The organism is Pseudomonas sp. NFACC32-1 (assembly GCF_900101215.1).
Classification (GTDB): domain Bacteria; phylum Pseudomonadota; class Gammaproteobacteria; order Pseudomonadales; family Pseudomonadaceae; genus Aquipseudomonas.
This window is the reverse complement of record NZ_FMUL01000011.1, coordinates 78632-99598: the sequence shown is the minus strand read 5'-3', so window position 1 is coordinate 99598 and position 20967 is coordinate 78632. Positions and strand designations below refer to the sequence as shown.

General features: G+C 63.7%; 20 protein-coding genes. 12 read left to right on the top strand and 8 right to left on the bottom strand.

The genetic code is table 11. The features are described from left to right. The first annotated feature begins 50 nt into the window (after positions 1-50). Genes BLP99_RS17465 through BLP99_RS17440 form a run of 6 tightly spaced genes read left to right on the top strand, consistent with a single transcriptional unit; the run spans position 51 to position 5699 of the window. On the top strand, positions 51-1532 hold the full coding sequence (locus BLP99_RS17465) for an AMP-binding protein (RefSeq protein WP_072396492.1): 1482 nt from the start codon (positions 51-53) through the stop codon (positions 1530-1532). Further along, the gene (locus BLP99_RS17460) at positions 1529-2203 is read left to right on the top strand and encodes an iron-containing redox enzyme family protein (protein WP_072396494.1); all 675 of its coding nucleotides are present in this window, start codon (positions 1529-1531) and stop codon (positions 2201-2203) included. Before BLP99_RS17465 ends, BLP99_RS17460 begins: the two co-directional genes overlap by 4 nt. After that, positions 2190-2999, top strand: a complete 810-nt coding sequence (locus tag BLP99_RS17455; protein ID WP_072396496.1) for an SDR family oxidoreductase — start codon at positions 2190-2192, stop codon at positions 2997-2999. The genes BLP99_RS17460 and BLP99_RS17455 overlap by 14 nt, the downstream gene beginning before the upstream one ends. After that, positions 2996-3640, top strand: coding sequence for a tetratricopeptide repeat protein (locus BLP99_RS17450; protein ID WP_072396498.1), 645 nt, complete (start codon positions 2996-2998; stop codon positions 3638-3640). The genes BLP99_RS17455 and BLP99_RS17450 overlap by 4 nt, the downstream gene beginning before the upstream one ends. Positions 3641-3651: 11 nt before the next feature. Further along, complete coding sequence (locus tag BLP99_RS17445; protein ID WP_072396710.1) at positions 3652-4314, top strand: response regulator; 663 nt, start codon at positions 3652-3654, stop codon at positions 4312-4314. Further along, positions 4311-5699, top strand: coding sequence for a sensor histidine kinase (locus BLP99_RS17440; RefSeq protein WP_072431501.1), 1389 nt, complete (start codon positions 4311-4313; stop codon positions 5697-5699). The genes BLP99_RS17445 and BLP99_RS17440 overlap by 4 nt, the downstream gene beginning before the upstream one ends. Before the next feature lie 9 nt (positions 5700-5708). On the opposite strand, the gene BLP99_RS17435 is transcribed toward BLP99_RS17440, so the two are convergent. From BLP99_RS17435 to BLP99_RS17415, 5 genes are all read right to left on the bottom strand, one after another. After that, positions 5709-6800, bottom strand: a complete 1092-nt coding sequence (locus tag BLP99_RS17435) for an ArsO family NAD(P)H-dependent flavin-containing monooxygenase (RefSeq protein WP_072431502.1) — start codon at positions 6798-6800, stop codon at positions 5709-5711. A gap of 47 nt (positions 6801-6847) precedes the next feature. Then, entirely contained in the window at positions 6848-7306 is a 459-nt protein-coding gene (locus BLP99_RS17430) for a YeeE/YedE family protein (protein WP_072431503.1), read from the bottom strand. 2 nt (positions 7307-7308) lie between these two features. Then, a complete protein-coding gene (locus tag BLP99_RS17425; RefSeq protein WP_072396524.1) occupies positions 7309-7740 on the bottom strand; it encodes a YeeE/YedE family protein in 432 nt (143 codons plus the stop codon). Between the two features lie 64 nt (positions 7741-7804). Beyond that, positions 7805-10624 carry a cation-transporting P-type ATPase gene (locus BLP99_RS17420; RefSeq protein ID WP_092181205.1) on the bottom strand — a complete coding sequence of 940 codons (2820 nt, stop codon included), beginning with the start codon at positions 10622-10624 and terminating at the stop codon, positions 7805-7807. Beyond that, positions 10625-11548, bottom strand: a complete 924-nt coding sequence (locus BLP99_RS17415) for a universal stress protein (protein WP_072396536.1) — start codon at positions 11546-11548, stop codon at positions 10625-10627. A gap of 252 nt (positions 11549-11800) precedes the next feature. Between BLP99_RS17415 and BLP99_RS17410 the strand changes: the two genes are divergently transcribed. Both BLP99_RS17410 and BLP99_RS17405 read left to right on the top strand, forming a co-directional pair. Further along, positions 11801-13045: an MgtC/SapB family protein gene (locus BLP99_RS17410; RefSeq protein ID WP_092181202.1), complete on the top strand. Its 1245-nt coding sequence runs from the start codon at positions 11801-11803 to the stop codon at positions 13043-13045. Positions 13046-13151: 106 nt separating this feature from the next. Next, a complete protein-coding gene (locus BLP99_RS17405; RefSeq protein WP_072396540.1) occupies positions 13152-14063 on the top strand; it encodes a universal stress protein in 912 nt (303 codons plus the stop codon). A gap of 52 nt (positions 14064-14115) precedes the next feature. Here the strand turns inward: BLP99_RS17405 and BLP99_RS17400 are convergent, their stop codons facing one another. Further along, complete coding sequence (locus tag BLP99_RS17400; protein WP_092181270.1) at positions 14116-14679, bottom strand: GNAT family N-acetyltransferase; 564 nt, start codon at positions 14677-14679, stop codon at positions 14116-14118. A 249-nt stretch (positions 14680-14928) separates the two neighbouring features. Between BLP99_RS17400 and BLP99_RS17395 the strand changes: the two genes are divergently transcribed. From BLP99_RS17395 to BLP99_RS17385, 3 genes are all read left to right on the top strand, one after another. Continuing rightward, positions 14929-15819 carry a universal stress protein gene (locus tag BLP99_RS17395; RefSeq protein WP_072396542.1) on the top strand — a complete coding sequence of 297 codons (891 nt, stop codon included), beginning with the start codon at positions 14929-14931 and terminating at the stop codon, positions 15817-15819. A 207-nt stretch (positions 15820-16026) separates the two neighbouring features. Beyond that, positions 16027-16917, top strand: a complete 891-nt coding sequence (locus BLP99_RS17390; protein WP_072458974.1) for a universal stress protein — start codon at positions 16027-16029, stop codon at positions 16915-16917. A 97-nt stretch (positions 16918-17014) separates the two neighbouring features. Next, positions 17015-18370 (top strand): MBL fold metallo-hydrolase RNA specificity domain-containing protein, encoded by a 1356-nt coding sequence (locus BLP99_RS17385; protein WP_072396546.1) that lies wholly within the window; start codon positions 17015-17017, stop codon positions 18368-18370. 113 nt (positions 18371-18483) lie between these two features. Here BLP99_RS17385 and BLP99_RS17380 read toward each other — a convergent pair whose 3' ends face one another. After that, positions 18484-19020 (bottom strand): Hsp20/alpha crystallin family protein, encoded by a 537-nt coding sequence (locus BLP99_RS17380; RefSeq protein ID WP_072396548.1) that lies wholly within the window; start codon positions 19018-19020, stop codon positions 18484-18486. 229 nt (positions 19021-19249) lie between these two features. Next, a complete protein-coding gene (gene fnr / locus BLP99_RS17375) occupies positions 19250-20002 on the bottom strand; it encodes a fumarate/nitrate reduction transcriptional regulator Fnr (RefSeq protein ID WP_072396559.1) in 753 nt (250 codons plus the stop codon). A gap of 264 nt (positions 20003-20266) precedes the next feature. On the opposite strand from fnr, the gene BLP99_RS17365 reads away from it, so the two are divergent. Beyond that, positions 20267-20956: a phosphoribosyltransferase gene (locus BLP99_RS17365; RefSeq protein ID WP_092181199.1), complete on the top strand. Its 690-nt coding sequence runs from the start codon at positions 20267-20269 to the stop codon at positions 20954-20956. Positions 20957-20967 lie beyond the last annotated feature (11 nt).

The window sequence follows — 20967 nt, the reverse complement described above, 5'->3', positions numbered from 1 at the left end:
CCGGCCTGTTCAATCGCCGGGACTGTCGGCCACCCCTGGGGAGGCAAGCCATGTCGCCTGAAATGCAACGATTCAAGCAAGCCCTGCGTGGGCATGCCGAGCGCCGGGGGCATGCCATTGCTCTCTGGGGGGATGGCTCGCAAATGGATTACGCCACGCTTTTCGCCGAAGTGCGGTATCGCCAGCAACGCTTGCGCGATGAGTGCGTCAGCGTTGTCGCGCTGGCCTTGGACAACGGTATCGAAATCATGCTCTGGGACCTGGCCGCACTGTTCGAAGGACTGGCGTGCGTCATCCTGCCCGGATTCTTCAGCCCGGCCCAGCGGCGCCACTGCCTGGAGCAGAGCCAGGCCGCGCGGGTGATAGCAGAGCCCGCCTACGCGGACGAACTTCAAGCCGCCGGATACCAGCACAGTGGCGAATTCTGGCGCCGAGACTATCTCGGGCCGAACGTCTTGCCGGCGGGCACCGCCAAGCTGACCTTCACGTCCGGCACCACGGGTACGCCCAAGGGGGTCTGCCTTGGCGCCGAGAGCCTGCTGCGGGTCGTCCATGAACTGGAACAGGCCAGCCAACCGGTCGGGGCGAGGCATCATCTGGCTTTGTTGCCCCTGGCGATTCTCCTGGAGAACCTCGGCTGCTACGCGGCTCTGTACGCCGGCGCCATGCTCAGCCTGCCCAGCCAGAAGGCCCTCGGTATCCAGGGTGCCAGCGGGGCCGACCCGACGCGCCTGCTGGGATGCCTGGCCGAGCGCCGGGCGCAGAGCCTGATCCTGGTGCCACAGTTGCTGTCGATGCTGGTCATGGCCGCCGAACGAAAGGCGTTCAACCCACACGTCGTCCGGTTCGCCGCGGTGGGCGGGGCGCGGGTATCCCGCGATCTGCTGCTACGGGCCGAGCGGGTGGGTTTGCCAGTATTCGAAGGCTACGGATTGTCGGAATGCGCGTCGGTGGTGTGCCTCAACCGGCCAAACGCACATCGCCCCGGCAGTGTCGGCCAGCCGTTGCCCCACGTGCAGCTTCGCCTGGCCGATGACGGCGAAGTCATGATCAAGGGATCGACCTTGCTCGGGTACCTGGGGGAGGCGCCCTGCACGCAGGCGTGGTGGCCCAGCGGCGACCTGGGGGCGTTCGACGACGATGGCTTCCTCTATCTGCACGGGCGCAAGAAACACCAGTTCGTCACCAGTTTCGGTCGCAACGTCAATCCCGAGTGGGTCGAAGCCGAACTGACCCAGGGCGGCGATATCGCCCAGGCCTTCGTCCATGGCGAAGCCTTGCCGTACAACCATGCATTGCTCTGGCCGGCCCACGGCGACTGCACCCGGCAAACGCTGGAACTGGCAGTGGCCAGGGTCAACGCCACGTTACCCGATTATGCGCGGGTCCATCGCTGGACGCGACTGGAGCATCCCTTCACCCCGGCCAATGGTTTGCTCACCGCCAATGGGCGCCCGCGCCGGGAAGCCATTGTCGAGCATTACCGTGCCTTGCTCACCGAATCCGTTCTGTCCGAGGAGTCTGCTCCATGAGTTTTTTCGATACCCTGCAAGAAGCTACCCAGCAAGAACGCCATACCTTGTTCAACCTGCCGATCATTCGCGATGCGCTCGAAGGGCAGGTCAGTCTGGCCGCTTACCGGGCGTTCCTGATCCAGGCCTATTACCACGTGCGCCACACCGTGCCGTTGATGATGGCTTGTGGCGCGCGATTGCCGACGCGCCTGGAGTGGCTGCGCAAAGCCGTATGCGAGTACATCGAAGAAGAATACGGCCATGAGCAGTGGATACTGGACGACATCGCGGCCTGTGGTGGCGATCCGCAGGTCGTGCGTCACGGGCAGCCGTCGTTGCCCATCGAACTGATGGTCGGTTACCTCTATGACCTGATCGCCCGGGGCAATCCGGTGGGGCTGTTCGGCATGGTCAACGTGCTCGAAGGCACCAGCATCGCCCTGGCGACCCACGCCGCCGACAGCATCCGCCAGCGCCTGGAACTGCCGGCCACGGCCTTCAGTTACCTCAGCTCCCACGGTTCTCTGGACATCGAGCACATGCAGACCTATCGCGGCCTGATGAACAGGCTGGACGACCCGCAGGACCAGGCTGCGGTGATTCATGCCTCCCGGGTGGTGTACCGGCTCTATACCGATATGTTCCGGGGCCTGCCCCGCGACGGGGAGCATGAACATGCGCCTGTGTGATGCCCGGGTGGTGTTGACCGGGGCCAGCGGTGGGATCGGGCTGGCGATTGCCGCCGCCCTGTGCGCCAGTGGCGCCCGGGTGCTGGCCGTGGCCAGGCATCGCGAAACCTTGCAACCCTTGATCTCCCGCTACCCGCAGCATCTGTTCTGGGTCGGCGCGGACCTGACCTACCTGGCCGACCGGCGCAAGGTCCTGGCCTGCGCGGAGGCCCTGGGAGGCATCAACCTGTTGATCAACGCCGCCGGCGTGAACCACTTCGCCATGCTCGAACAGCTCGACGACAGCGAGATCGGCGCCATGCTGGCGTTGAATGTCACTGCGCCGATCTGCCTGACCAAACTGTTGCTGCCGTTGCTCAAGCAAGCCGACAGCGCCATGGTGGTCAATGTCGGTTCCACCTACGGGTCCATCGGCTACCCCGGCTATGCCAGCTATTGCGCCAGCAAGTTCGCCTTGCGCGGGTTTTCCGAAGCCTTGCGCCGGGAACTGGCCGATACCCGTGTCGGTGTGCTCTACGTGGCGCCCCGGGCCACCCGTACCGCGATGAACACCCCGGCGGCCGACGCCCTCAACCAGGCGCTCAAGGCCAATGTCGACGACCCGGCAACGGTGGCGTCGGCGGTGATCCACGCCATAACCGGTGATCGTCGCGAACTGTACCTGGGATGGCCCGAGCGGTTCTTCGTCGGCCTCAACAGTCTGTTGCCCAATCTGGTGGATCGCGGTCTGCGCAAGCAGTTGCCGCTGATTCGCCGCCTGAGTCATAAACCTGTGAACGAGCACCTCAAGCCATGAAAAGAATCCTTCTCGCTTTCCTGTTGGGCGCCTTGGGTCAAGGCGCCTGGGCCCTGGACAGCGCCGACCAGCAACGCCTGCATGATATCCAGCAGCGCTGGGCGCACATTCAATACGATCTGCCTGAAGGCCAGCGGGCCGAAGCTTTCGAAAAGCTCGCCGTCCAGTCTTCGGCTTTCAAGCAGGAACGCCAGTCCGTGGCCGAGGCCTGGATCTGGTCCGCAATCGTCAACAGCAGTTGGGCCGGCGCCCAGGGCGGGCTGGGTGCGCTGAGCAAGGTCAAGGAGGCCAGAGCCGATCTGGAAAAGGCCCTGGCCCTTGATCCCCAGGCCCTGCAAGGCTCGGCCTACACCAGTCTTGGCGCGTTGTATGATCGGGTGCCGGGCTGGCCCCTGGGATTCGGCGACCCGGACAAGGCCGAACAGTTGCTCAAGCAGGCATTGCAACTCAATCCCGACGGTATCGATAGCCTGTACTTCTGGGGCGATCACCTCTACCGTCAAAAGCGCTATGGTGAAGCCAGGGCGGCCCTGCAGAAAGCCTTGCTGGCCGCGCCCCGGCCTGGCCGGGAAAGCGCTGATGCAGGGCGCCGAAAGGACATCGAAACGCTGCTGGCGGATGTAAACAGGAAACTCGACTGACGGGAGTGCGCGTGCGCTTATTACTGATCGAGGACGATGTGGCGCTGGGCGAGGGCATTCGTCAGGCGCTGGGCCGCGAGGGCTATACCGTCGACTGGCTGCAGGATGGGAGCAGTGCCTTGCATGCACTGCGCAGTGAAACCTTTGACCTGGCGGTCCTCGACCTGGGGCTGCCGCGCATGGACGGCCTGCAGGTGCTGCGCCGCTTGCGCGACAGCGGATCCAACCTGCCGGTACTGATTCTCACCGCCCGCGACGCCACCGAAGACCGGATCGCCGGGCTGGATGCCGGGGCGGACGATTACCTGATCAAGCCCTTCGACCTGGCGGAGCTCAAGGCCCGGCTGAGGGCCTTGCTGCGCCGCAGCGCCGGCCGTGCCCAGGCGCTGATCGAGCACGCCGGCATCAGCCTGAATCCCGGTACCCAGCAGGTCAGCTACCAGGGCAAACCGGTGGCATTGACGCCCAAGGAGTATCAGTTGCTCCACGAGCTGCTCTCGCCCCCGGGACGGGTCATGACCCGCGATCACCTGATGCAGCTGCTGTACGGCTGGAGCGAGGAGGCCGAGAGCAACACCCTCGAAGTGCATATTCATCATCTGCGCAAGAAATTCTCCAGCGACCTGATCCGCACCATCCGCGGTGTCGGCTATCTGGTGGAGGAGTGTCGATGAGTTCGATCCGCCGCCGCACCCTGACACTGATCCTCGGGCTCCTGTTCCTTGGCCTGATGATCATCACGGTCTTCAACCTGCATGACAGCAACCACGAAATCGCTGAAGTCTATGATGCGCAACTGGCGCAGAATGCCCGGCTGCTGCAGGGCGTCATGCGCATGCCCATGGCGAGCAAGGAACACGCCGAGCTGTACCAGGCATTCAATTCGGCGCTGGGGCTGGCGGTGCCCAAGGTCGATGGTCACCCCTACGAAAGCAAGATCGCGTTCCAGGTCTGGAATTCACAAGGTGCCGTGCTGGTTCACACGTCCAGCGCGCCGTCCCTCGCTTCGCCACCGACCGCCGCCGGTTTCAGCGAAGTGGTGGACCAGAAGAACCACACATGGCGGGCATTCGTGCTGGACGACCCGCAGTACGGCCTGAAGATCTGGGTAGGGGAGCGCGACGATGTGCGCGCCGACCTGGTGGACCGTATCGTTCGTCATACCGTGCTGCCCAACCTGATCGGCAGCGTGCTCCTGGCCACGGTGATCTGGCTGGCCATCGGCTGGGGACTCAAGCCCCTGGTGGACATGGCGGCGACATTGCGTGCCCGGCACCCAGGCTCGCTCGAACCGCTGCGGATGGTGCCGTTGCCGACGGAGCTTGAGCCCATGCAGGCGGCGCTCAACCGCGTGCTGGCGCAAATCCAGGAGGTGATGGGCCGCGAGCGACGCTTCATCGCCGATGCCGCCCATGAGATGCGCACGCCCCTGGCCGTGCTCAGGGTGCACGCGCAGAACCTGATGGAAGCGGGTAGCGAGCAAAGCCGCCGCGAATCCCTCGAGCATCTGCTGGCCGGTGTCGATCGCACCACGCGCCTGGTCAATCAACTGCTCACCATGGCACGCCTCGAACCGCAGACCGGCGCTGCCATGTCCAAGGCGATCGACCTGCCCGCCACGGTTCGTGAAGGCCTGGTCCAATTGACGCCATGGCTATTGAGCAAAGGACTGGAACTGGTTCTGGAGGTCGGTGACGACATCGCACCAGTGGACATCGACCCGGTGGCGGTTCATATCGCCCTGAACAACCTGGTGACCAATGCCGCCAATTTCTCTCCCGCCCACGGACAGATCACCGTACGCCTCGTGCGCAAGGAGGATCATTACGAACTGTCGGTCGAGGACCAGGGGCCCGGCATCGATGAAGCCGAGCGTGAACGGCTTTTCGAACGCTTCTACAGCCGCGGCAACGATCAGGGCGCCGGTCTGGGACTGACCATCGTACGGACCATCGCAGAGCGTCTGGGAGGGCGCATCCGATTGGAAAATCGACCGGAGGGCGGATTGTGCGCGACCCTGGAGATCGGCCAGCGCCAGAGGAATGTGCCTTCCGTGTAGCGGGTTGAGCTACCCGGGCCCGTTGTCGGTGGGGTGTGCGCTGAGAAAGGCGGCTATTTCGCTGGCAGTGCTGCGTGCCGTGCGCGTGACGCCGATCAGGGTCGCGGAAGCCGAACCGGTCCACTCGCCATAACCGACCAGCCATAGCCTGGGCTCCTGAATCGAGCGGGTCCCCTGGACTTCGACACGCCCCTCGCGGTCAATGGGTACCAGGGTCTCCAGGTGCTGCAAGGCGGGCCTGAACCCGGTGCACCAGATCACCACGTCCACGAGCGACTCACTGCCATTGGCCCATATCACACCGTTGCGGCTGAAGCGCTCAAAAGGTCGTACCGACTGCAGGACGCCGCGTTCACGTGCCTCGACCACCGGCGGCACCATGACAATGTCCCCCAAACCACCCACGGGCTGGTCGATCACACGCCCTTGCTGTTGAGCCTTCCAGCGTTCGGTGGCACGTTCGAACAGCACACGCCCATCCACCTCGTCGGGAAGGAACAGCGGGGCCTGGGGAGTGACCCAGGTGGTCCTGGCGACCCTGGACACCTCGGCCAGGATCTGCGCGCCGGAATTGCCGCCTCCCACCACCAGGACGTTCTTGCCGGCGAACGGCCGCGCCTCGACATAATGGGCCGAATGCAGTTGCTGGCCGGCGAACAGGGCGGCGTCAGGGTAGCGGGGGATATAGGGATTGCTCCAGGTACCTGTCGCACTGACCACCACCCGTGCCTCCCATTGCCGGTCCGCGGCGCTGACCCGTAAACCGCCTTGGATGCGCTCCACAGCGGTCACCCGCACCGGTCGCACCACCTCCAATCCATAGCGCTGCTCGTACCGGTCGAGGTAATCGATCACATGGTTGCGCGACGGATAGCCGTCCTGCGTGGGGGGCATCATCCAGCCGGGGAGCGAGCTCCAGGTCGCGGGGGAGAACAGTCGCAGCGAGTTCCAGCCATGTCGCCACGCGCCTCCCGGTCCTTCCTGGGCGTCGAGCATGACGAACGAGAACGGCGTGCGGCGCAGGAAATAGGCTGTCGCCAGGGCAGCCTGGCCTGCGCCGATAATGACGACATCGAAACGATCAGGCTGTGAACGGGACATGACGGCCATACCTGTAGCGAGAATGGAAAAGCGCCACGGGCAGGTACCTATGGCCGCTCATGACGCGGGGTGCCGGCGTTGAGCGTGGGGCGGTTGCGCCGGGCCTCCAGGGCCATGAACAGCAACATGCCCGCCAGCATCGCCAGGGTGAACACAAGGGCCTGCCAGCGTCCCGTCAGCAAGACCGCAGCCGCGGGCCCGGGGCAAATGCCGGCGATGCCCCAGCCGATGCCGAATATCAGGCTGCCACCGACCAGGCGGCGATCCAGCTCACGCTTGACCGGCAGTTGCATGGGGTTGCCCAGCAGTGAGCGGGACTGTCGGCGTGCCCAGGCCAGTGGGCCGATGGCCGTGCCGATCGCGCCTGTCATCACCAATGCCAGGGACGGATCCCAGGCGCCGGCCAGGTCGAGGAACGCCAGTACCTTCTTCGGGTTGGCCATGCCGGCCAGCAGAAGGCCCAGGCCAAAGAGCAACCCGGCAATGAATGCGGTGAGCTTGGGCATGTTCAGGCTCCTGTTGCGTGGCGCAGGACAAACACCGTGGCAAAGCCACTGAACATGAAGCACGCCGTGGCGATCATCGAGCGCGGCGAGAGTCGCGATAGGCCGCACACCCCATGGCCGCTCGTGCATCCTGAACCGTAGCGGGTGCCGACCCCCACCAACAGGCCCGCGACGATAAGGCCGAACCAGCCACTCTGGAATTCGATTGCCGGCAACGAGGTGAACAGACCCCAGAACAGTGGTGCGACGAGCAGACCCAGGATGAACAGGGCCTTCTCGCTCAAGCCTTCCCCACGCTCCAGCAGACTGGCGATCAGTCCGCTGACGCCGGCGATCCGGCCATTGGCGACGACGAACAGGCTGGCCGCCAGGCCGATCAACATCCCTCCGGCCAGGGATGACCACGGCGTGAAGTTGAGCCAGTCTATATTCATGGGCGTTCTCCGGTACATCCGTTGATTGCAGGCGACGTCGGTCAACTCTGTACAGCGACAGGCTTCATTCGTCCAGTGGCGTTGCGCGCTTGGGCTCGGTCAGGCGCAGTCGGATCTGTTTTTCAATCTCGATGATCGCGAACAGGGCCGTGCCCACCCCGATGACCAGCAACCCGTCGATCAAGGCAATCGCCTGTGTCGCGAATACTGCCTGCAGCGCCGGTACATAGGTAATGGCTAGCTGGGCAAGGCTGACCACGGCGATGGTCGTCCAGACGACCCTGGTGCCTCGGACGCCTTTCCAGGTCAGCGAGGTACCGTAGAGATTTCTGATGAAGAACAGGTGGAAGATCTCCATGACGACCAGGGTGTTCACGGCGAGGGTCCGCGCCAGCTCCACGGAATAACCGCGGTTCAGGGCATAGGAAAAGATCCCGTAGACACCGCAGAGGAACAGTATGGAAACCAGCACCATATGCCAGATCAGCGCACCGCTGATCAGAGGTGCCTGCCTTGGTCGTGGCGGCCTGCGCATGGTGTTCTCTTCGGTCGGTTCGAAGGCCAGGGCGATGCCCAGGGTGACAGCGGTGATCAGGTTGATCCACAGGATCTGTATCGGCGTCACGGGCAGGGTAATGCCCAGCAGCAAGGCAACCACGATGGTCATGGTTTCGCCCGCGTTGGTCGGCAACGTCCAGCTCAGCACTTTCTTGATGTTGTCGTAGACCGTCCGGCCCTCGCGCACAGCGGCGACGATGGAAGCGAAGTTGTCATCGGCCAGCACCAGGTCCGCGGCTTCCTTGGCCGCCTCGCTGCCTTTTTCGCCCATGGCGATACCGGCGTCCGCGCGTTTCAAGGCGGGGGCATCGTTGACCCCATCTCCTGTCATTGCCACCGTCATGCCGTTGGACTGCAGCGACATCACCAGCCGGAGTTTATGTTCGGGACTGGTGCGGGCGAAGATGTTCACCGCTTTCACGGCTTCCTTCAGGGCGACGTCGTCCATGGCGTCCAGGTCGAGGCCCGTCAGGACCTTGTCGGGGTTGCGCAGGCCGATCTGGTGACCGATGGCGCAGGCGGTGCCGGAATGATCCCCGGTGATCATTTTCACCACGATACCGGCTCCCTGGCATTGCTTGATGGCTTGTAGGGTTTCCGATCGAGGTGGATCGATCATGGCAACCATGCCAAGCAGGGTCAGGGGACCCTGGATGTCCGCCAGTTCCAGGACAGTGTGCTCGGGGCGTACCGTGCGGCTTGCCAATGCCAGTACCCGCTGGCCCTGCCGGGCAAGGGTGTCCACCTGTGCACGCCAATACCCTGCGTCCAGCGGCTCGCCGTCACCGTTGGCGCCACGCTGCCGGGAGCACATGCCGAGCATCTGCTCCGGGGCACCCTTTACCAGGATCGAGGCTTGTCGCGCGTGGTTGTGATGCAGTGTCGCCATGAAGCGATGCCTTGCGTCGAACGGGATGGTATCGGTACGGGTCCAGGTGCGACGTTCTTTTTCACTGTCGATGCCGGCTTTTGCGGCAAAGACCAGCAGCGCACCCTCCATGGGGTCGCCCTCGACTTTCCAGTCATCCTCTCGCTGGCTCAACATGGCGTCGTTGCACAGGCTGGCGACCAGGGCCAACTCGGCCAGCACCGGATGACTGGAGGTGTCGATCAACTGGTCGGCCAGGCTCATGCCGCCCTCTGGCCGATAACCCGCACCATCGACGGTGAAGGCGAAGTCGCTGGTGACGACGGACGTCACCATCATCTCGTTGCGAGTGAGGGTGCCGGTCTTGTCCGTGCAGATGACCGATACGCAACCCAGTGTCTCGATGGTGGGAAGGTGTCGCACGATGGTGTTGCGGCGGGCCATCGCGCGAACCCCGACCGCCAGGGTGATGGTCAGCACGGCGGGCAGCCCTTCGGGAATCGCCGCCACCGACATGCCCACCACGACCATGAATATTTCAGTGAACCGATAGTGGCCTGCGAAGTGTCCGTAGACCAGCAGCAGGCCGGCGATCAACAGGATCAGTATCGTCAGCCAGCGAGCCAGGACGTTCATCTGCTGCACGAGGGGAGTGGTCAGGGGAGCGACTCCGGACAGCAGGTCGCTGATCCGACCGATCTGAGTCGAGGTCGCGGTGGCGACGACCACGCCGGTGGCTTGGCCACAGGTGACGAGGGTACCGCTGAAGACCATGCAGGCACGATCGCCCAGGGCGGCGTCCAGGCTCACGGGCCCGGTATTTTTTTCGGCCGGGGCGGATTCACCGGTCAGGATGGCTTCGTGGACCTGGAGTCTGTTTGCGTGCAGCAAGCGCAGATCGGCCGGGACCTTGTCGCCGGCCTCCAGCAAAACGATGTCGCCCGGTACCAGCTCTTCGCCTGCGATGCTGATCCGTTTGCCGCCACGAATCACCGCCGCCCGGGGCGCCAGCATCTGACGGATGGCATCCATGGCCTTCTCCGCCTTGCCCTCCTGGACAAAACCGATGATCGCATTGGCGATGACCACGGCGAGGATGACCACCGTGTCCCACACGTGCTGCAACACCGCGGTAATAAGCGCTGAGCCCAGCAGCACATGAATCAGGATATTGTTGAATTGCTGCAGGAACCGCCGCCATGCCGGTCGAGGGGGGGCGGCGGGCAGGCAATTCAAGCCGCTGCGCTCGCGCCGGGCGCCAACCTCGTCGGGGCCGAGCCCGGCACGCCCGTTGACCTGGAGCCGGCTCAATACCTGTTCGGCGGGCAGCGTGTGCCAGGCTACGGCATCGGCGGTGCCAGGCACGCGCTCGGCCGCTGCATCGCCCGACGGCGCGCTTACGCTGTCTGCGCTTGCGGCGCTCAGTTGAACCGCCCACCCAGGCTGACGTTCCGACATTCAGTCGACCTGCTGCGGTGCGATGACCCATACGCTGCAGGGCATCTTGTAGAGCAACGCCTCGACAGTGCTGCCGATCAGCTTGTCCAGGCCGCTGTAGCGCACTCGTCCCATGACGATGACGTCAATGTCATGGGAGGCTGCGTAGCTGGCCAGGACCTTGGCCGGGTCGCCCATGATCATGCGCCGCTGTTGCGGGGCAATGCCATTGCGTTCGGCCAGGGCATCGAATGCCGCGCCCTGGGATTCGTAGAGTTGCCGGGCCAGGGTCGAGGAGAAGAACACCGACCCATTGCCAAAGCCGTATTCGGCGGCGGTGATGGATGACAGGTCGTAGGCGTAGACCACCTCCAGCGTTGCGTCACAGGCCGTCGCCAGCTTGTTGGCTTCGTTCAGGATCCGGTCGTTGAGGCCTTCGTAGCGTCCGTCGTGATGGAACGGATCGATGGCGGCCAGGATCTTGCGCGGGCGCGCATGCGTGGCTTTGTTGACGAAGTGCAGCGGCACTTCGCACTCGCGCAGCAGGTGGACGTCCAGCGGCGTGAACATCATGCGCGTGAACCAGGACTGCGCGTCCACCGACTTGATCAGCGCGTCCATCGGCTGTTCCTTGAGATGGATCAGGATTTCCTGCAGGGGGCGCTCGACCCAGGCCACCTCCGTGGTGACTTCGATACCGAGCTTGCGCAGCGGCCTGGCCTGTTCCTCCAGCCACTGGCGATGGCGTTCGATATAGCCGAGGCGCATCTGCTCCAGCGCCTGCTCATTGACCAGCGCGGCCGTGGCCAGGCCTTCCAGGTAGTCGAAAGCCACGATGTGCAGCGCGGCACCTTCGGCCTTGGCCAGGGCGGCCGCGCGATCGAAGGCGGGGCTGTGTTCCATCAGCGGCGAAACGACCAGCATCAGACGTGGTTGCGTAGACATGACAAACCTCCCGGAAGGACCTGTAGGCACCGGGCGACCCTTCGCTCGGCGTGGTGTCTGGTTCGATCATGAGCGCCTCGGGCCTGAAGAACTTGATTTGTATCAACCTCGGTTGAAAGCGTTGCTTGAAGAGCGGCAAGGGCCAGGCAATGGCGCTATGGTTGATCATGAACAGTCGTTCCCGGGCCCGCATGAGGCAGGCTTGGGGCTGGCCCCAGACATCAGCGGAGCAATCGCCATCGAGTCGTTCCCATGACCGAGCCCCTGGTCTTCGCCAATGCTGCGGCAGCGCTGGGTATCGGCCTGCTGGTCGGGCTGGAGCGCGAGCGGCGCAAGGGCGAGGGCGACCAGCGTGATTTCGCCGGTTTGCGCACCTTTGCCGTTACTTCATTGCTGGGCTACCTCACGGTCCAGGTGGGCGGGCCCCTGTTGCTGGGGTTCGTGATGCTGGCCTTGGGCGCCTTGGTCACGGCGGCGCATTGGAAAAGCCTCGACAAGGACCCGGGTATCACCACTGAAGTGGCGTTGTTCGCCGTACTGGTGCTGGGCGCGTTGTGTGTGAATGCCCCGGCCCTGGCGACGGCGATCGGGGTGGTGATGGTGGGGCTGCTCGCCAGTCGCCAGGCGTTGCACCACTTTGCCCGCAGCCAGTTGACCGCCGCCGAACTGCGCGACGGCCTGGTGCTGTTGATCGCTGCGCTGGTGGTGCTGCCGCTGGCGCCGGATCGTTTCCTGGGGCCCTTCGATGCCATCAACTTGCGCACCATCTGCACCTTGACGGTCATGCTGATGGCGGTGGGCGCGCTGGGGCATGTCGCGGTCCGTACCCTGGGTGCCCGCTACGGTTACGCGGTCAGCGCCATTGCCTCGGGGTTTGCCTCCGCTACGGCGACCATCGCCGCCATGGGGGACATCGCCGCCCGGCAGCCGAACGACATCAAGGCGCTGAGCGCCGCCGCGATACTGTCGAACCTGGCCACGCTGGCGCAGATGGCATTGATCCTCGGCGCCGTGGAGCCGGCGTTGTTGCGCTGGATATGGGGGCCGATACTGTGCGGCGTGTCGATGACCCTGCTGTATGCCGGTCTGCTGATGTTTCCCCGCCCCAAGGGGCAGGTCTATGAACCGATCAGGGTCGGCGGTGCGTTCAACCTCAAGCTGGCGCTCCTGGTGACGCTGGCGATGACGGGGATCGCGCTCCTGTCCTCGGCGATGCTCGACCATTTCGGGCAGACAGGGGTGATCCTGACCGCCATCTTCAGCGGGCTGGCCGACGCCCATGCCTCGATAGCCTCCATCGCATCCCTGGCGAAGGCCGGCTTGTTGTCTCTCGACGGCAGCGCCGTGCCAGTCCTGATGGCCCTGAGTACCAACTCGCTGAGCAAGTGCGCGGTGGCCTGGCTCAGTGGCGGACGACGGTTCGCCGGATACGTCATTCCCGGCCAGGTCCTGGTGACCTTGGCGTGGTGGAGCGGACTCTTGCTCCCCAGCCTGTGAGGCTGATCGATGGCCCTTTGATGAAGATCAAGGCGTGTCTGCGGCAGGCGATCATGCTGGAGTCCTCCATCCCTTGAGTGGCTGACGCCACGTGCCGAGGTCTTCCATGTCCCAGACTCAACGATTGTTACTGGTGGCGCCTGACGCCATGATTCGTACGCCAGCGTTCGACCGCGCCACCGAACTGGCCCTGGCGCTGGACCTGCCCCTGCATATCGTGGCCATCGATTATCTGGAAGTGCTTTCGATGGCCGGCCTTTTCGCCCCGGATCAGGTCAAGCGGGCGCGTGACGGTTACCTCGAGACCCATCGACACTGGCTATGGCAGCAGGCCGAGCTGGCGCGTCGGCATGGGGTTGAAGTGACGTGCGAGGTGATCTGGGGCAAGGAGGCCTACCAGGCCTTGCAGCAATACGTCAAAGAGATGCCACTGGCCCTGATCATCAAGGATGCCCAGCCGGAACCGGCGCTGAAGCGAATTTTCTTCACCCCGCTGGACTGGCGCCTGCTGCGCGACTGCCCGGTGCCGGTGCATCTGGTCACCGACCCGCGCCACCCTCGGCCACGGCGAATCCTGGCGATTGTCGACGTGCTGCGCAGCGAGGAGCAAGACAGGGTGTTCAACGACCGGATCGTCGACGCCGCGGTCAAGCTGGCCGAGCAATGCAATGCCCAGGTCGAGCTGTTGCATGCCTTCGACTGGACGGCCGTATATGCCTCGGACATGGGCATTGGCACGCTCCCCCTGGCCACCGGACTCTACGAAGCGCTGGGCGAGGCACAACACGACGTGTTCGGGTATCTGGCCGAGCGCCACGGGGTCGCGCCGCAGCAACGTCATTTCATCGAAGGCTCGCCAGTGAACAGTATCTGCACCTTCGCTGCCGACCAACAGATCGATGTCATCGTCATGGGCACCACCGAGCATCGTGGCCTGGACAGACGCCTGGGCACCACCGCCGAACTGCTGTTGCAGCGGGCACCCTGCAGCATCTGGGCGGTCAAGCCGCAGGCGTGACGAGGCGGGCGCTGCGCGAGGCCGCCTGCGGACCTCGCGCCAGCGTCCAGGGCTACAGATAGAGCCGGTGGATGACCTGCCGGGTATCGTCGGGATCGGTGCGGGTTTCGAACCCCAGGCCATGGGCCAGATCACGCATCGCAGCATTGCTGGCAGCGTCGACCGAATACATCTGGCGAAAGCCGTTCTTGCGCGCTGCGTCGATCAGATGCTCCATCAGCAATGTTCCCAGTCCCAGGTGCTGCCAGGCGTCGGCCACGGTCACCGCGCATTCGCATTCATGTTCCGTGGTCGCGCAATAGCGGCTGACTCCGATCTCGACCAGTTGGCCGTTGTCATGGACCATGGCGATATAGGCCATGCGCGCCTTGCAATCGACATCCATCAACTGATCGAGCAATGCCGTGCCCGGCTCGGTGACTTGCGCCAGAAAACGCATGTGCCGCGATTCGGGTGACAGGCGCTTGATGAAATCATATTCACGCTGGCGATCTTCGTCCCTGAGAGGCCTGATCAAGACGTGCCGGCCGTCCTTGAGGGCCTGTACCCAGTGTTTGCCGCTGATACTGGCGTACAGGGCGGCAGCGCGTTCGTTGTGGTCTTTGGCAGTGAGCATGATGCGATCCTCCATCGGATGGGAACGAGCGGTGCGCCGCAAAAGCATGCGCATTGCGAACCGTTCTACCCTGACCGCGCCGGCCGATTCTGATCTGGATCAGTGCTCGTGTTCCCATCTGTCGATTGCCCTGCGCTTGATTCAGATCAAACCGCTTGGGGGCTCGATGGGTGCACGCTGCAGATCGTGCTGCAAACCGACTGAAGCACCTTTCACAGTCGGAGTCGAACGGCCCGATGGAGGTGTGCGATGGGGCAATACCAGCGTCTGCTATTGATCGTCGAACCCGACCTGCATCCCTCTGCCGCCATGCGCCGAGCCTGTGCCCTGGCCAGGGCCAGCGGCGCGCTGCTGCATTTGTGTGCCTTTGTCCAGCCACCGCCGCGCACGCACCTGTGGGGTGAAAAGATCGACCAGGCGACGGTGCAGCGTTATCTGCACCGCTACCGTCGCTGGATGGTGGAGGAGGCGGCGCTGCTCCGGGAGGAGGGGCTGGAGGTGACGACTCATGTGACTTGGACCCTGCATCCGCTGCTTGAAATCCTGCACTATGTCGAAACCTTCAAGCCAGACCTGCTGATCAAGGATGTCACCCTCGAACCCTTGCTCAAGCGGGTCTTCGTCACGCCGCTGGATTGCCATCTGCTGCGCGACTGCCCGGTGCCGGTGCACCTGGTCAACCAGGCGGTGCATGGCTTGCCGCGCCAGGTGGTAGCTGCCGTGGACCCCTCCGACCCCCAGGCCAATGCCTTGAACGAGCAGATCGTCCGGACGGCCGGTGCCTTGGCCCTGCAATGCGATGCTTCGTTGCATTTGCTGTACGCCTGCGACCTGACGCCGGCTTTCAACGGTGAGGCGTCGCTGCTGGCCGGGGCCTGGGACGAGGATTTCGCCGACGCCCTGCGCGAGTCGCTGCACGCGGCGTTCATCAACCTTGCCCAGAGCCAAGGCGTGCCAGCCGAGCGACGGCACTTCGTCGTCGGCCAGCCGGTACCGGTGATCCACGAGTTCATCGAAGCGTTCGAGGCCGACGTGGTGGTCATGGGGACCACGCAGCGCGTCGGCCTGGAGCGCTTGATCGGCAGTACGACGGAGCGGGCGCTGTATTCGGTGCCGGGCAGTCTGTTGGCGGTCAAGTGAGCCGTGGCCCCGTCGGCCAGCCCCCGGTTGCGCTGCTGGCCTGTTGCAGCACCGGCGAGCCCGGGATCTGATGTAAATCAAGTCGGGCTCGGTACCGCGCTCCACAATCGTTCCATGACGTGCCGTTCGCAACGGCCCGGTGGATCGTGGCGCTGGAGACGAACTCTGCGCCGTGGCAGCCGCGCCCGACTCTGGAGATCCATCATCATGAGCCAATACCAACGCCTGTTGCTGATCCTCAACCCGGCACAACGGCATTCTCCCGCGCTCCATCACGCCGCTGCCCTGGCGGCCGCCAGCGAGGCGCACCTGCATGTCACCGCCTTGATCCCTTCGCTGGGCGTGCTCTCGTTGCTCGAGGAAGAGCCGCGTGAAGAAGCGCGCCAGAACTATTTCCAGGACCAGCGCAATTGGTTGGAGACCGAGGCCGAGCAGATGCGTCATCGAGGTTTGCGGATCACCACCGAGGTGGCATGGGCCGAGGCCATGCGCCAACAGATCCTGGAGCACGTCACCCAGTTCCAGCCCGACCTGCTGATCAAGCAGGTCCAGCATGAATCCTTGCTCAAGCGCGCTTTCTTCACGCCCCTGGACTGGCATCTGCTGCGCGAATGCCCCGTTCCGTCATACCTGGTGGGAGCCACCGGCCACGCCTTGCCCCGCAAAGTCATCGCGGCAGTGGACCCTTCCAGCACATTTGCACACAACAGCGGGCTCAACGACCGGATTATCCGCCAGGCCCTGGGGCTGGCGTTGCAATGCGATGCCGAGTTGCACCTGGTCCATGCTTTCGACGTGTCGTCCGTCTACCTGGGCGACGCGGGAGGCGGCGGCCTGGCGCTTTCGCAGCTCAGCAAGGAGCTGCGCCGGGCCCTGGAAAGATCGTTCCTGGAGCTGGCCAATCTCTTCGGGGTACCCGCCGAACGCAGGCATTTCCTGCTCGGGCAACCGGTCTCTGCCCTCAGTGAATTCGCTTTGGAGCATGAGGTCGACGTGATCGTCATGGGGCGATCCCAACGCAGCGATCCTCTCGGCCTGCTGGGCAGCACCACGGAACACATCCTCTACCAGGTGCAATGCAGTGTCCTGGCGGTATGACCAGGCGGGCCCCGGCCGCGTCGTTGAACGAAACGGCACTGGCCAGGGCCGACACCATGACCGATAGCGCATCTATCGAACGTTCAGGGGCATCGCCATGCGCATGACATTTCTGGGAGCGGCTGGCACCGTCACCGGCAGTAAATACCTGCTGGAGCATGACGAGCAGCGCGTGCTGGTCGATTGCGGGCTGTTCCAGGGCTACAAGCAGTTGCGCCTGCACAACTGGGACCCGTTCCAACTGCCGGTACGTGACCTGGATGCGATTGTGCTGACCCACGCCCACCTGGACCACAGCGGTTATCTGCCGGTACTGGTGCGCAACGGTTATCGCGGACCGGTCTATGCCACGGCTGCAACGTGCGAGCTGCTCAAGATCCTTTTGCGCGACAGTGCGCGATTGCAGGAGGAGGAAGCCGAGTACGCCAATCGCAGGGGGTTCTCGAAGCATGAGCCCGCGCTGCCCCTGTATACCGTGGAACATGCCGAGCGGGCGCTGAAGCTGCTGCGCCCGATAGCGTTCGACCATCCCGTGGACATTGCCCGGGGCATGAACATCCTGTTGCGTCGCGCCGGACACATCCTGGGTGCCGCCACCGTCCAGGTACAGGCTGGCGGCGTGACTCTGGTCTGTTCCGGGGATCTGGGGCGGCCGGAGGACCCGGTCATGTTCGCGCCCCAGGCGATCGAACAGGCGGACTATCTGCTGGTGGAGTCCACCTATGGGGATCGCCTGCATCCCCGTGACTCCCCGGAAGACCAATTGGCCGAGGTGATTACCCGCACGGCGTTGCGCCGGGGCATCACCCTGGTGCCCTCGTTCACGGTCGGCCGCGCTCAGTTGCTGATGTATCACTTGTATCGCCTCAAGCAGCGTCGGGCGATCCCGGACTTGCCGATCTACCTTAACAGTCCCATGGCCATCGACGTCACGCGGCTATATCAACGTTTTGGCAATGAACATCGCCTGTCCAGGGAGGAGTGCGAAGGCATGTGTCGCATCGCGCATCCGGTGCGCTCGGCCAAGGACTCCATGGCCCTGGACCTGCAACGCACCCCGGCGGTGATCATCGCTGCCAGTGGCATGGCCACGGGCGGCCGGGTGCTGCACCATCTCAAGAGCCTGGCCCCCAATCCCATCAACACCTTGCTGATGCCCGGTTTCCAGGCGGGCGGCACGCGAGGTGCAAGGATCGTGGCCGGGGAGCCTTCGGTGCGGATCCATGGCAAGGATGTGCCGATCAATGCCGAAGTGGTGCCCATGCAAACGCTGTCGGCCCATGCCGATGCGGACGAAGTCATGCAGTGGCTGCGTGGTTTCAAGACACCGCCCCGGCACACCTATGTCGTTCATGGGGAGCCCAACGCATCCGATGTGCTGCGTCATCGCATTCGCGACGAGCTTGGCTGGTCGGTGTCGGTGCCGGAGTACCGCGACAGCGTCGAACTCTGAAGGGCTGGCGCGGGGGGCGAACAACCCGGGCAGACTGTTTATATTCGCAGATGAACAGCCGGCAGGAAAAAAGCCCCTCGTCGTTGGCCGGCGAGGGGCGAGGTTCGAAGCGTTCAATCAGCCTTGATCGGCACGACTTTTTCCGCTTTCAGTGCTTCGGCCTTTTTCGGCAGCGTCAGCGTCAGCACGCCTTTGCTGAACTGTGCCTCGACCTTGTCGGTATCGATCCCTTTTGGCAGGTTGAACACGCGCTCGAACGAGCCGTAATGGCGCTCGGACAGGTGATACCCCTTCCTTTTTTCTTCCTTGTCCTCTTTTTTCTCCCCCTTGATGATCAGGTTGCCGTTGGCCAGGCGGATTTCGATGTCTTTCTGGTCCATGCCGGGCAGCTCGGCGGTGATTTCAAAGCTTTTTTCCTTTTCGCTGATGTCCACGGCCGGCAGGCTCGTGGAAAACTCGCGGCGCCAGAAGGGCTCCACATCGAACAGTCCCCGGTTGAAGGGGGAGAGCCCGGTTCCTCGGTTGAAATCGTCGAACAGGTGGTCGACTTGCTGGCGGAGCTTCTCCAGCGGATGCCAGAAGTCGGTCCGGGCGCGATGTGGAGCGTTTTCTTCGGTATTGACCGGCATTTTTTTCACTGAATTGGACATGAGATCTTCCTCTTTGGTGATGTCCGTACGGTCCCTGGCGTGATCGCCGGGGACCGGTCTACGGGCGGTTCAATGCACGCTTGCAACTTCTACACTGGAAATTGGCGAAAGCCTTCACAGGACGAGGTTCTGTAACCCTCGTCGAAGAGGCTCCGAACGCTGTGACTTAATGTCGGCCTGAAGGCGTGGGAGGGTATTGATGTAGATCAGATGTGCGGCGAGGCAGGCATCACAGCTCGACGTGACGATGGCAGCCGGCGACTTTGTGCTTGAGGCCGGGCAAGTCCAGGATCGTGACATTGCGTCCCTGGATATCCACCAGTTCTTCCTGGCGAAGATGAGCGATGCTGCGACAGATGGTTTCCAGGCGCAGCCCCAGGTACGAGCCGATGGCCTCGCGGCTCATTCGCAGCACGAATTCCCGGGAGGAATAGCCACGCTGGTTCAGCCGTTGAGACAGGTTCAGGAAAAACGCCGCCAGGCGCTCATCGGCATTCATGTTGCCGAGCATCAGCAACATGCTGTGGTCGCGTACGATTTCCTGGCTCAGGAGCCTGTTCAGGTTGTGCTGCAACGACGGCAGGTCCCGTGCCAGCTTCTCCAGGTTGCCGAACGGGATAGGGCACACCTCACTGTCTTCCAGCGCGATTGCATTACAGGCGTAATGTTCGGTGCTGATGGCGTCGAGGCCGAGCATTTCCCCTTGCATCTGGAAACCGGTGACCTGTTCGCGACCGTCTACCGAGAGCACACTGGTCTTGAAGAACCCCAGGCGCACCGCATACAACGAGCGCAGCGGATCACCGGTGCGGTACAGCGCCGCTCCCTTTTTGACCTTCACGCGCTGGGCGATCAAGGTGTCCAGGCGTTCGACTTCACCGCCCGTCAGGCCAATGGGCAGGCACAGTTCAAGCACGCTGCAATTGGAGCAGGCGGCCTTGAGGGCGTGCACGTGCAGGAGCTGGACTTCATGATCGGCCATGGAAGTGGTCCTCCGATGGACAAGCATAGATGCTTGAACAGGTCACGCCTGTTATTTGTCAGCCGATGCCGTACCGACGGTCGATTGGCGGAGCCTGAGGCAGGTATTTCCCGCGCAGGTTGTCGTGGCTGCAGGTCTCGGGCCGGCAATTGACATCAATCAATGCCAGCGCCGCGGTATCGGAGGACGCTGGATCGAGCCGACAGGCTGGATTCGGCGAATTCATCACGAACGGGCAGGCGTCGTCGCCTGGGGAGGTTTCCAATGGGTCAGAGTCCCTCGCTGCAAACCGTCTTGAAGGACCGGCACGCCGCAGGACAAGGGCTGGCGAACCATTTGCTCGAGTACGCCCATCGACCGGATGTTGTCGTGCTGGCCCTGCCTCGCGGCGGGGTTCCGGTGGCGTATGAAGTCGCCACCGCCCTGCGAGTGCGCCTGGACCTGATGCTGGTGCGCAAGCTGGGCATGGCGTCGAATCCGGAGTTCGCCATGGGCGCCATCGCCAGCGGCGGGATCAGAATCCTCAATGACGATGTCCTGCGTGCGCATCCGATCGACCAGGACCGCTTCGACGCGGTGGTCGAGCAGGAATCTCGCGAGCTGATGCGTCGTGAACAGGCGTACCGGGGCGCACGCGCGCCGCTGCCGCTCAAGGACCAGGTGGTGATCCTGGTCGACGATGGCCTGGCGACGGGAGCCTCCATGATGGCGGCGATCCACGCGGTGCGAACCCAGGCACCTTCGCGCATCGTCGTCGCCGTACCGGTTGCCCCCTTGGAAACCCTGGAGGCCTTGCGCAGCGAGGTGGACGAGGTGATTTGCCCATTGGTGCCTGAGTGGATGATCTCGATCGGTCACTGGTACGAGGACTTTTCCCAGACTCCGGATGAAGTCGTCATCGATCTGTTGCAGCGTGCCTGGCAACGAGAGTCGACGGGCGACCTCCTTGCGTAGGGTCAGGCTTG

Coding starts and splice junctions, on each gene's coding strand:
- BLP99_RS17465 (WP_072396492.1), top strand. CDS start 51: ATGTCGCCTGAAATGCAACGATTCAAGCAAGCCCTGCGTGGGCATGCC.
- BLP99_RS17460 (WP_072396494.1), top strand. CDS start 1,529: ATGAGTTTTTTCGATACCCTGCAAGAAGCTACCCAGCAAGAACGCCAT.
- BLP99_RS17455 (WP_072396496.1), top strand. CDS start 2,190: ATGCGCCTGTGTGATGCCCGGGTGGTGTTGACCGGGGCCAGCGGTGGG.
- BLP99_RS17450 (WP_072396498.1), top strand. CDS start 2,996: ATGAAAAGAATCCTTCTCGCTTTCCTGTTGGGCGCCTTGGGTCAAGGC.
- BLP99_RS17440 (WP_072431501.1), top strand. CDS start 4,311: ATGAGTTCGATCCGCCGCCGCACCCTGACACTGATCCTCGGGCTCCTG.
- BLP99_RS17435 (WP_072431502.1), bottom strand. CDS start 6,800: ATGTCCCGTTCACAGCCTGATCGTTTCGATGTCGTCATTATCGGCGCA.
- BLP99_RS17430 (WP_072431503.1), bottom strand. CDS start 7,306: ATGCCCAAGCTCACCGCATTCATTGCCGGGTTGCTCTTTGGCCTGGGC.
- BLP99_RS17425 (WP_072396524.1), bottom strand. CDS start 7,740: ATGAATATAGACTGGCTCAACTTCACGCCGTGGTCATCCCTGGCCGGA.
- BLP99_RS17420 (WP_092181205.1), bottom strand. CDS start 10,624: ATGTCGGAACGTCAGCCTGGGTGGGCGGTTCAACTGAGCGCCGCAAGC.
- BLP99_RS17415 (WP_072396536.1), bottom strand. CDS start 11,548: ATGTCTACGCAACCACGTCTGATGCTGGTCGTTTCGCCGCTGATGGAA.
- BLP99_RS17410 (WP_092181202.1), top strand. CDS start 11,801: ATGACCGAGCCCCTGGTCTTCGCCAATGCTGCGGCAGCGCTGGGTATC.
- BLP99_RS17405 (WP_072396540.1), top strand. CDS start 13,152: ATGTCCCAGACTCAACGATTGTTACTGGTGGCGCCTGACGCCATGATT.
- BLP99_RS17400 (WP_092181270.1), bottom strand. CDS start 14,679: ATGCTCACTGCCAAAGACCACAACGAACGCGCTGCCGCCCTGTACGCC.
- BLP99_RS17395 (WP_072396542.1), top strand. CDS start 14,929: ATGGGGCAATACCAGCGTCTGCTATTGATCGTCGAACCCGACCTGCAT.
- BLP99_RS17390 (WP_072458974.1), top strand. CDS start 16,027: ATGAGCCAATACCAACGCCTGTTGCTGATCCTCAACCCGGCACAACGG.
- BLP99_RS17385 (WP_072396546.1), top strand. CDS start 17,015: ATGCGCATGACATTTCTGGGAGCGGCTGGCACCGTCACCGGCAGTAAA.
- BLP99_RS17380 (WP_072396548.1), bottom strand. CDS start 19,020: ATGTCCAATTCAGTGAAAAAAATGCCGGTCAATACCGAAGAAAACGCT.
- fnr (WP_072396559.1), bottom strand. CDS start 20,002: ATGGCCGATCATGAAGTCCAGCTCCTGCACGTGCACGCCCTCAAGGCC.
- BLP99_RS17365 (WP_092181199.1), top strand. CDS start 20,267: ATGGGTCAGAGTCCCTCGCTGCAAACCGTCTTGAAGGACCGGCACGCC.